General features: G+C 62.7%; 7 protein-coding genes. 2 read left to right on the top strand and 5 right to left on the bottom strand.

Going from position 1 to position 10,218, the window contains the following annotated elements:
• Nucleotides 1-5 precede the first annotated feature (5 nt).
• A complete protein-coding gene (locus tag AC1DMY_RS11470; protein ID WP_477165096.1) occupies nucleotides 6-302 on the bottom strand; it encodes a YcgL domain-containing protein in 297 nt (98 codons plus the stop codon).
• Between the two features lie 325 nt (nucleotides 303-627).
• On the opposite strand from AC1DMY_RS11470, the gene AC1DMY_RS11465 reads away from it, so the two are divergent.
• On the top strand, nucleotides 628-2,067 hold the full coding sequence (locus AC1DMY_RS11465; protein ID WP_477165095.1) for an OmpP1/FadL family transporter: 1,440 nt from the start codon (nucleotides 628-630) through the stop codon (nucleotides 2,065-2,067).
• Between the two features lie 191 nt (nucleotides 2,068-2,258).
• On the opposite strand, the gene AC1DMY_RS11460 is transcribed toward AC1DMY_RS11465, so the two are convergent.
• From AC1DMY_RS11460 to AC1DMY_RS11445, 4 genes are all read right to left on the bottom strand, one after another.
• Nucleotides 2,259-3,671 (bottom strand): coniferyl aldehyde dehydrogenase, encoded by a 1,413-nt coding sequence (locus tag AC1DMY_RS11460; RefSeq protein WP_477165094.1) that lies wholly within the window; start codon nucleotides 3,669-3,671, stop codon nucleotides 2,259-2,261.
• Nucleotides 3,672-3,687: 16 nt separating this feature from the next.
• Nucleotides 3,688-6,150, bottom strand: coding sequence for a TonB-dependent receptor (locus tag AC1DMY_RS11455; RefSeq protein WP_477165093.1), 2,463 nt, complete (start codon nucleotides 6,148-6,150; stop codon nucleotides 3,688-3,690).
• 61 nt (nucleotides 6,151-6,211) lie between these two features.
• Entirely contained in the window at nucleotides 6,212-7,366 is a 1,155-nt protein-coding gene (locus AC1DMY_RS11450) for an SO2930 family diheme c-type cytochrome (protein ID WP_477165092.1), read from the bottom strand.
• Between the two features lie 195 nt (nucleotides 7,367-7,561).
• Entirely contained in the window at nucleotides 7,562-8,800 is a 1,239-nt protein-coding gene (locus tag AC1DMY_RS11445; RefSeq protein WP_477165091.1) for a parallel beta-helix domain-containing protein, read from the bottom strand.
• A 486-nt stretch (nucleotides 8,801-9,286) separates the two neighbouring features.
• Here AC1DMY_RS11445 and AC1DMY_RS11440 point away from each other — a divergent pair, with 486 nt between their 5' ends.
• Nucleotides 9,287-9,910: an HAD family hydrolase gene (locus AC1DMY_RS11440; protein WP_477165090.1), complete on the top strand. Its 624-nt coding sequence runs from the start codon at nucleotides 9,287-9,289 to the stop codon at nucleotides 9,908-9,910.
• Nucleotides 9,911-10,218: the final 308 nt, after the last annotated feature.

The raw sequence follows: 10,218 nt of genomic DNA, 5'->3' as shown, positions 1-10,218 counted from the left end.
TCGCTTCAGTTGTCGCTCGGCGGATCGAGCGGCGCGCTGTTGTAGACAAGATGATTGGCGGTCGCCAGCGTTTCGTTCGGCGGCAACTGCAGGTGCCATCCCTGCTCGTCGAGATGCTTGATCACCTTGGCGGCGTCTTCGTGCGGCAGCTTGCGCTCGCCGGATAGTTCGACCTCAAGCACGAAGCGCAGATCGCCCAGCATCAGGGCGAGCGATTCGGGCAGGCGCTCGAAATCGTCGCGGCGGCCCAGCCACAGGTAGGTATCGGGTTTGCGCTGGCTGGCGTAGACAAAACAGTGCATGGCGGCACCCGTCGGCAATCTAAGGGAGGGGCGCACCCGCGGGCGCGGTCTGAAAGGTTAACACCGCTGGCGCACGCACCGCGATTTTCCGCGCAGCTCCCTGTGCCAGACGCGTTACACCCCCTATCTTCGCCTATCGACCACGAACAGAGCGGATGAGTGGGTAATTCTCGGGGAATTTTGCTGCAAGCGCACTTGTAAAGCTTGCGTTGTGTCGGCACAGTGCCGGCCAGGGGTGTCAAACGCGCGTATGAAAATCAAGCGTGGACGTCAAGCCCCTGCTACCACCCCGATGCCAGATCAACGATAAGCAGGAGCATTGCTGATGCAGATGTCATACCGTCAATTTTCACGTGCGGGTCGTCCGCTCACGCTCGCTGCGCTGAGCCTGGCGATCCTTGGGACGCTTGCTGCACCGCAGCGCGCCCATGCCAGTGCGTTCCAGCTGCATGAAGACAGCGCCGCCGCGATGGGTCGCGCCTATGCCGGTTCCGCCACTGCCGGTGGCGACGTGTCGGTGGTGGCCAACAACCCGGCCGCCATGAGCGACCTGAAGGGCACCTATTTCCAGGCTGACGTCACCGCCATCAATTTCGGCACCACCTTCAGTGGTTCCGCGCACGACTTCGCCGGTCGCCCGATCAGCGGCGGCAACGGCGGCGATGCCGGCACCACCATGCCGATCCCGGCTTTCTTCTTTGCCACCCAGCTGGGTGACAAGTGGCACGTGGGCGCCGCCTTCACCGTGCCGTTCGGCTTCCAGACCGAGTACGACCACAACTGGATGGGCCGCTACAACGCGCTCAAGTCCAAGTTCGAATCGCTCGATGGCACGCTGTCGTTGTCCTACGACGTGAGCGACAACTTCGCCATTGGCGTGAGCGGTATCGCGCAGAAGACCTCGGCCGAGCTGACCTCCGCCATCAACTACAACGCCGTGGGCCAGGGCCTGGTGGGTCAGGCTGTCGCCGCCGGTGCTATTCCGCCGGCCGTTGGCCAGGCGCTGGCCCAGCAGGTGGGCGCCATCATCCCGCCGGGCTCGGACGGCGTCGCCCGCATCAAGGGTGACGACTGGGCCTATGGCTGGCAGGTCGGCATGCTGTGGCGGATCACGTCGAACGACAAGCTGGCGTTTGACTACCGCTCCAAGATCTCGCACACGCTCGAAGGCACGGCCAACTTCACCGTGCCGGCCAACGTGCAGGCCACGCTGAGCAACCCGACCGTGGCCGCGCTGCTGGCCGGTGCGGGCGGCGTGCCGTTCACGCACACCGAGGGCACCGCCCCGTTCACCACGCCCGCCGTGGCGACCGCCAGCTACTGGCACCAGGAAGAGAAGTTCGGCCTGGGCGCCGATGTGGCCTGGACCAAGTGGGATGTGTTCAAGAACTTGAACGTGTACTACGCCAACCCGGCCCAGCCGACCACCTCCGAGCCGTTCAACTGGCGCAACAGCTGGTACGTGTCCTTGGGCGGCGAGTACTACGTCAATGACAAGTTCACCGTGCGCGGCGGCCTGGCGCTCGACACCACGCCGACCGTCACCGCCACCCGCGATCCGCGCGTGCCCGATGGCACCCGTCAGCTGGTCTCGTTCGGTGTCGGTTACAAGGTCAATGAGCGCTTCGTGCTGAACGCTTCGTACGCGCACATCTTCGTCAACAGCGCGCGTATCAACGCGAGCAGCTCCACGGGCGACGTGATCACCGGCGAGTCGGACGACTACGGCAACCTGCTGAGCTTCTCGGCCCAGTACAAGTTCTGATCGCAGTTCTTCGCGAAGAACGGTTATAAAAAAACTCCCCGCGAAAGCGGGGAGTTTTTTATTGCGTCATGGGTGAGAACAGAACGCGACCCTGTGGGAGCGCACCCTGTGCGCGACGGCCACACCGTGCGTTGGCGCTCCGATGTGGGCTGTCGCGCACAGGGTGCGCTCCCACAGAGGATGCGCGCGCTTCAACCCACCCGCATCAACAACTTCAACATCCGCTTGAACTGCGCCCCGTACGGCGGGTTCAGCATGCCGCTGCCGTTGAAGCGTGCCTGCCGGAAAATCGGCTTCATATGCGAGAAGGTCTGGAAGCCCGCCTCGCCGTGATACCCGCCGATGCCCGACGGGCCCACGCCGCCGAACGGCAGGCCGTGCTGCGCGATGTGGTACAGCGTGTCGTTGACGGTGACGCCGCCGGCCTGCGTGCGCGTAAGCACTTCATCGATGGTCGCGCTGTTCTGCTCGAACAGATATAGCGCGAGCGGTTGCGCATGGCTGGCGACATAGCCGATCGCCTCGTCCAGCGAGTCGTACGGCATGACCGGTAGCAGCGGGCCGAAGATCTCGTCCTGCATCACCGCCATGCCGTCGTTGACGTTGGTCAGCATCACCGGCGCGAGCAAGCGCTTGGCGGGAACGTCATGCGCGTCGCTCATCGGCTCCAGTGTCGCGCCCGCGGCCACGGCCTCGTCGCGCAACTTGGCCAGGCGTTCGTACTGGCGATCGGAGACGATCGAGGAGTACTGCTGCTGCAGGCGCAGGTTCGGATAAAGCTTGCCCACCATGTCGCGTGCCATGCCGACGAATTCGCCGAGGCGGGCACGCGGCACCAGCACGTAATCCGGCGCAATACAGGTCTGTCCCGCATTGACCAGCTTGCCGAACACGATGCGTTCCACCGCGTGGTCCAGCCGCGCGCCGGGGCCGACGATGGCGGGCGACTTGCCGCCCAGTTCCAGCGTGACCGGCGTGAGGTTGGCAGCGGCCGCGCGCATCACGTGATGGCCCACGGCAGTGGAACCGGTGAACAGCAGATGGTCGAACGGCAGCGCCGAGAACGCCTGCGCCACGTCGGCGTCGCCGGTGACCACGGACACTTCGTCCGCGGAGAAATAGCGCGCCACCTGATCGGCGAACAACTGCGAGAAACGCGGCGTGAACTCGCTCATCTTCAGCATCACGCGGTTGCCCGCGGTGAGTGCGTCGATCAGCGGGCCCACCGCCAGGAACAGCGGATAGTTCCACGGCACGATGATGCCCACTACGCCGCGCGGCTGCGGCAGCAGCGTGGTGCGCGCGGGCAGGAACACCAGGTTGGCCAGCTTGCCGCGCGGCCGCATCCAGCGGCGGCCACGGCGTAGCGAGTGCTTCAGATTGGAGAGGCTGGGATACAGTTCCAGCAACTCGGTCTCCTCCACCGGGCGATGGCCGAAGTCGGCATCGATCGCTTCGGCAAACGCGCCGCGCTGCTCGTCGAGCATCTTCTCCAGCGTGCGCAATCGCGTGGCGCGAACGTCCCAGGGCGGCAACGGATCGCGCGAGTGCGCTTCACGCATGCGCAGGAGGATGGAATGTAGCGACGAGCTCGGTTCTTTCATAGTCATGCGGTCCGGGTCAGAACTTCGCGCGTAGTTCCACGCCCCACATGCGGGGCGGCGAGATGGAGGCGAACGGCGTACCAAACACCGAAGTGCTGATGTTGTTCACGCCGGTCACGTACCGCTTGTTGAAAATGTTGTTGCCGTACAGCGCCACACCCCAACGGTCGCCCGCGGAATGCCAGCCGATGCGGGCGTCCGTGCGTTGCTGGCTGCTGCCGATCCTGAAGTTCGGGCTGATGTTGCACGAGCCCTGATACTGCGAGTCGTCATTGCAGCGCGTCGCTCCACGATAGGCCTGCGACAGGTCGAATTCCAGGTCGCCATTGGCCACGTTGCGCCAAGTGTAGGCCAGCGAGAGCGCGCCGGAGAAGTAGGGAGCACCGGTGGGCTGGCCGCTCAGGTCCACGCCATCGGGCGCGGTAGCGTTGCGATACTTCGAATCGATGTACGCGCCCATGAAATTGATGCGGAAATCAGCGATCGGCGCCCACTGCGCTTCCACTTCCAGGCCCTTCGCTTCCTGGTTGCTGCTGTTGACCACGTAGATCGGCAGGCCGGTGGCGGGGCTGTTCGGATCGAGCGCCAGCGACTGCATGTTGTCGTAGCGGTAGTAGTACACCGAACCGTTGAGCAGCAGGTTCTGATCAGGGAACAGGCTCTTGATGCCGCCTTCGTAGTTGGTCACTTTTTCCGGCTGGAAGGTGGAGCCGGGCTGCACGCTGTTATAGCCGCCAGCCTTGTAGCCCCGGGTGACGGAGACATAGCCCATCACGTCCGGCGTGAACTTGTAACTGGCCACCACGCGCGGGCTCCAGTTGTTCCAGGTGTTGCTGGCGTAGACCGGCGTGCCCACCGCGCTGGTGAAGATCACGTTCTGCTGGAACGCATCCAGGGTGCCGGGCGGCAGGATACCCAGGCCATACAGGCCGGCGATGGTGGCGTCGAAGGCGGGCGCGCTGCGCGGCATGTTGTACCAGCTGAACTCCTTCTCGTCGCGCGTGTAACGCAGGCCGGTGGTCACGTCGAACTTGTCGCTCACGTGCCAGATCACGTCGCCGAACGCCGCGTAAGCCTTGAAGTTGCCGTCGTTGCTGATCGACTCCTTCCACGGATCACCCAGCAGCGAGAAGGGCAGGCCAAAGGAGGCGAGCATATTGCTGAGATCGGTGAGCGGCGTGCCGATGCCCAGGACATTGTTCGCCAGCGTGTCGATGCTGTCGGTGTTGACGTCCGTCTCGCTGGTCTGGCGCGCCTGCTCCTGGTAGTAGCTGACGCCGCCCACCCAGTCCATCAGGTCGTTGTTGCCCGACAGCTTGAACTCCTGATACCAGCTGTTGTTGTGCTCGATGTTCGCCGTGGCCAGATAGGTCACGACATGGTTGGTACCGTCGTAATCGCCCAGGTTGAATGTATCGAACCCACGCCAGGCGGTAGTGGAGACGAAATCGCCCCAGCCGAACGAATGGTCGATCTGCAGCGTGCCGCCGTCGAAGCGCCGCGATTCGCGCCCACCGATAGCATCGTTGTATAGCGGCGCATGCAGGGGATTGAGATAGTTGGCCGGATCGGCCGGGTAGGGTGCGCGTTCGTTGGTGTCGTTGGACAGCGGGATCAGGCCGATCGCGGCCTCGGGCGCCTGGTTGAGTTTTTCGTGGTCCCACGACAGCAGCACGCGCGTATTGTCGGTGACGTTCCAGCGGAACACCGCGCGCGAACCCCATTCGTTGTCGCCGCCGTAGCGCTTGCCGGTGGCGGAGTCGCGGATCCAGCCGTCGCTCTGGTTGTCGAGCACGCTCAGGCGCAGCGCCATGTCTTTGTTGATCGGGATATTCACCAGCGCGTCGGCGTATTTGCGGCCATCGTTGCCCACGCGCACGCGCGCATTGCCCTCGAACTTGTCGGTGGGCTCGTTGGTGACGATGGAGATCGCGCCCGCCGCGGCGTTGCGACCGAACAGCGTGCCTTGCGGGCCCTTCAGCACTTCGATGCGCGCGATATCGTTGAAGGCCAGCAGCGAGCCGCCCGAACGCGCTGCGTAGACGCCGTTGACGTACACGCCCACCGCCGACTCGGTGCCGATGCCGAAGTTGCTGGTGGCGATGCCGCGCAGTTCATAGGTGGGCTGGGTCGGCTGGGCGGCGCTGATCACCAGGCCCGGCACGAAGATGTCCATCTTGCTCAGGTCGGTCGCCGCCAGCGTGTCGATCTGCTTGGCGGTGACGATCTGCAGCGAAATCGGCACGGACTGCACTTCCTGCGAACGGCTTTGCGCCGTCACGGTGACATTGCCCAGCAGCTTGGCTTTCTCCGGATCGGCCTTGCTGCCGGCAGCGGGTTGAGCGCTGCTGTTGTCCTGCGGCGCAGGCGATACGTCGTCGCTCGCCCAGCTTTCGGTGGGCAAGACACCCAGCATCAGGCTGCTCCCCAGCAGCAGGCGATGCAGGCACACGGACAACGGACGCGGACGCATGTTCATCAGCAGTTTCTCCCCTCGATATGAAAAAACCGCGGCCCGGAGGCCGCGGCACTGCTTCGTTTTAATGAATCGCGACGCAGCCCCCCGACTGCGCCGCAATCCATGCCTTGATCAATGCCACGCCTTCGCGGTGCACTGTGCTACGGCCCAGTTCCGGCATCATCACGCCCGGGTCGGCCGAATCCATCCGGTACGGCAGGATGGATTCGTCGGGCGAGCCGGGCACGACATCGAACAGATGATCGCCTGTGCCACGTCCCGCCGCGACCGGCGGCTTGCAGATGCCGAGATGGCGGTCTTCGGGCGCGCTCACATCCAGCGTCAGGGCGGTGGTGTTGGCCGCTCCCTTCGGGTTGTGGCAATGCCCGCAGTTGATATCCAGGTAAGCACGTGCGCGTGCATCGAGCGATGCGCGCTCGTCCATCCAGTTCGCGTTGCGCGGCGTGTCTGTCGCTGCAGGCGCGCCGCTGAGGTAGCCGACCTTGGTGAGGTGCGCCAACTGGTTCTCGTCGCTGGCCGCGTAGTGGTAGTCGCGATTGAGATGGCGAGCCTTCGGGCCGATCGGATGGATCTTGCGCGTCACCCAGTCCTGCGCGTGGCAGCTGGCGCACTGGCTTTCGTCGGGCACCACGTAGTTGAAGTCTTCGCGTGCATCGCTATCGGCCACCAGGGTCAACGGAATCACGGCGCCGGTGCGAGCAAGCAGTGCATCGTTCTGGTCGTCCTTCCACACATAGGGAATGGCTGCCCAGCCCGATTCGCGACGCACCAGGATGCGCGTCTCGATCAGATGCACGCGGGCCAGATCCAGGCCTTCGCCGGAGAAATCGTGCGTGCTGTCGTAGGTGCGCGCGACGTCACTGAACTTCCCGTCCGCAGCGCGCGGATAGTAGAAGGTCTTGCTGATGATGGTGCCGACCGGGAAGTCAAATGTATCGGTTGGGTCGTACTTCGCCGAAACGCCCTTGGGCATCCAGATCGTGCGCAGTTTGTGCGCGTAGTCGGTGAACAGCGGCGTATTGAGGTCGTACGGCACAACGCCTTGATTGAGCACCAGCTTGCCGCTGCGCACTTCGACCACGTGCCAGTCGCTCAGCTTGGGCGGACGTCCATCCGCCTGGAACGCCACCGGGTCGAGACCGCGATGGCAGGCGCTGAGTAGCGGCAATGTGCTTAGGAACAGAAAGGCGGCAAAGAGCTTTTTCGACAACGTCATTTTCGAACCTGTTCGAAGTGGCCGGCCTGCAGCCCGACCACGCAGAAAATATCCTCACCGTCATCCCAGCGAAGGCTGGGATCCAGGGCCTTTCGATGTGCGTCGTGGCCCAGAGTCACTGGATCCCAGCCTTCGCTGGGATGACGATGAGGGTGCGTGGGCGTACTAGTGCACATCACGTTGCGGGGCTGGCCTTTACGCCTTCGGTTCCGGATCGAGCACAACCGGCGGCAGCTTGGGCAGCGTGCACTGGTACGGCTTGGTGTCGGTGCTGGGATTCTTGTAATCGTGCGGACCATCGGCGTTGATCACGCCCACGTCGCCGTTCTGGATGCAGAAGCGGTCGCTGTCGGGCGGCAAACCGTTGACCAGTTTCGTCTGGTCCACATAGCCGTCCCACAGGATGTCCGGGAACTTGCCGCTGAGGCCGAACACCGCGGTCTTCAAGGTCTTGAGCTTCAGGCCATCGGGCGAATCGCCGCCGCCCTTGAAGCGGTTGTCGTAGATGAAGATCCCCTTCGGATACGGGTTGTAATCGGCCGCCACACCCTTGGTGTTGTAGTAGTTGGTGGAGTAGTAGCTGGAAATGATGACGTTGGCGGTCTGGTTGTCGGCAATGTCGTTGTCGAAAATCTCCACCTTGTCGTTGGAGTTCACCACCACGCCCGAGCCGCGCGGCACGCTGGCCACGGCGGCGCCCTTGGCGGCGAAATTGTCGGTGTTGTTGCCGATCGTCTTGTTCTTGAAGATGCGCGTGCTGTGGCCCGCCTGCGAGAGGTTGGGCATGTTGAACACCAGGATGCCGCCGGTGTTGTTGGTGGCGGTGTTCTCATACACGTCGGCATTCACCGAGTTTTCGATCTCGATGCCGGCCACGTTGAATTCGGCGCGATTGCGGCGCACGACGATGTTGTTGGACTGGCCCACATAGATGCCGGCATCGGAGGCGCCGATCACCACCGAGTCTTCCACCAGCACGTTCTGCGTCTTCACCGGATACAGGCCGTAGGCGCCGTTGGTGGTCTTTGTGCCGCCGGTCCATTCCACGCGCACGCCGCGGATGGTGATGTTCTTGCCCTGGTTGATCTTGAGCGCGTCGCCCTTGGTGTCTTCCAGCGCGAGGTTCTCGATGGTGAAGTCGTTGGCATTGACCAGCAGGCCCTCGGGGCCAACCACCTGGCCCTTGAACGACAGCACGGTCTTGTCCATGCCGGCGCCCTTGATGGTGACGCCGTCAGTGCGCAGGCTCAGGCCACGCTGCAGGTGGTAGTGGCCGGCCGGAATATCGATGACGCTGCCCGGCTTGGCATCCAGCAACTGCTGCTGCAGCTTGGCCTCGAACGAGACGTCGCCGCTGCTCTGCGCGGCGGGTTCTTCATGGTTGCAGGCCGCCAGGGCCAGCGGTAGGGCGAGAATCAGATGGATCTTGCGCATGGTCGCTTTCCTCCCCAGGAGCGCTGGCTGCGTGACAAGCCACTGTCCCGGAAAGCGCCGTCCAGCAGGGAGGGGAGAACGGCCGTCGAAGGGGGGCAAATCGGCCAGTGTGACGATCGTTTGAAAATCGGCGCGGTTGGGGCGAGCGTTCCGTGCAGCGGGTTTGGTCGGAGCACCAAAGTCTGTTTAGTCAGAACCGCCAAAAGTTGTCGGCATTGCGCTGCCTAGCGACAAACTTTGCCTGTCGCGAGCACTGATAGCCCGTCGACCATCAATAAAATCAACCAATTGTCATCAACCATAGCCGCCCTAGCCTCCACCCGGTGCGGCAAAGGCTGTGCTTAGGTCGCAACATACGGTCGAATATTGAAAATGACTGGTTAGCCCCTTGCTTCATCAGGGACTACGGCAAACCATGTCCCATACGCAGGCTGCATCATGGTCTTTGGCAGTCTGTCGAACGGCGTTTAGGAAAGGTGACTTCGCGTGAAGTGGCAACTCATAAAAGCAGTCGCATTCGACGCGTATGGAACGCTTGTCGAAATAGGGGAAAAGCGCCGGCCATTTGCCAAGCTCGCTTCATTCTCGGCGCAAGGCCCCAGGGCTTCCCCTCTTACCAAGCGAATGGACTTGGAACAGTTTTTCGCAGCGGTGGGACCGCACTCGGATGCTCCATCGCTGGAGTCGCTCCAGCGCGACCTAGCCGCCGAGCTCGCTTCAACTCGTGCGTATCCCGAGGCGGCCTTCGTGCTCAGTCAACTGCGCGACCGTGGCATTCGAACGGCAGTGGCATCAAATCTAGCGATGCCCTACGCAGATCCCATCCGCAACGAGCTTGGAGAGTTATTCGACGCGTTCTGTTTTTCGTTCGATGTTGGTGCGGCCAAACCGGAGGCCGGCTTTTATGCCGCTCTAGCAGGAATGCTACGACTCCACCCCTCAGAAATTCTGATGGTCGGTGATACTTGGCGATGCGATTACACAGGTGCAACGGATGCGGGCTTTGCAGCACTGCATCTCGATCGGCGGAGGAATGCTGCGCCACATCAGGTGGCAGTGTCGATTCACGATCTCAGCGGTGTTCTCAGCGCTCTTGATATCAATCCGTGAATTCGCCAGGAGGCGATCACCCCTCGGGCAACAGAGTGATATATTTATATCAATCAATGACTTATTGCGAAGTCAGAGACTAGAGAGTACCTTGACCGACAACGACCTTTAGCGCCCCAAAGGGCCTCCCCGGTTCAGATTTGCCTCAACGCGCTGCCCAGTGAACGGAGGGCACCGGAGTGACTTTGAACACCCACTCGGAAGTCGAAGGCTATTTTCCTAAGTCTCCAATCCTCACCGCATCGGAAACCGCGCGGCTGATGGGTTTTCGGTCGGTCAAAGCGCTAGCCAACTGCCGATCTGCTGGC

It is taken from the genome of Dyella sp. 01L423, assembly GCF_056399945.1.
Note: the sequence above shows the minus strand (reverse complement) of the source record. Positions and strands in the feature narration are given on the sequence as shown.

Excerpts from the sequence above, each read along its gene's own strand:
- AC1DMY_RS11465 (WP_477165095.1), top strand. The coding sequence starts at position 628 with ATGCAGATGTCATACCGTCAATTTTCACGTGCGGGTCGTCCGCTCACG.
- AC1DMY_RS11450 (WP_477165092.1), bottom strand. The coding sequence starts at position 7,366 with ATGACGTTGTCGAAAAAGCTCTTTGCCGCCTTTCTGTTCCTAAGCACA.
- AC1DMY_RS11470 (WP_477165096.1), bottom strand. The coding sequence starts at position 302 with ATGCACTGTTTTGTCTACGCCAGCCAGCGCAAACCCGATACCTACCTG.
- AC1DMY_RS11455 (WP_477165093.1), bottom strand. The coding sequence starts at position 6,150 with ATGAACATGCGTCCGCGTCCGTTGTCCGTGTGCCTGCATCGCCTGCTG.
- AC1DMY_RS11460 (WP_477165094.1), bottom strand. The coding sequence starts at position 3,671 with ATGAAAGAACCGAGCTCGTCGCTACATTCCATCCTCCTGCGCATGCGT.
- AC1DMY_RS11445 (WP_477165091.1), bottom strand. The coding sequence starts at position 8,800 with ATGCGCAAGATCCATCTGATTCTCGCCCTACCGCTGGCCCTGGCGGCC.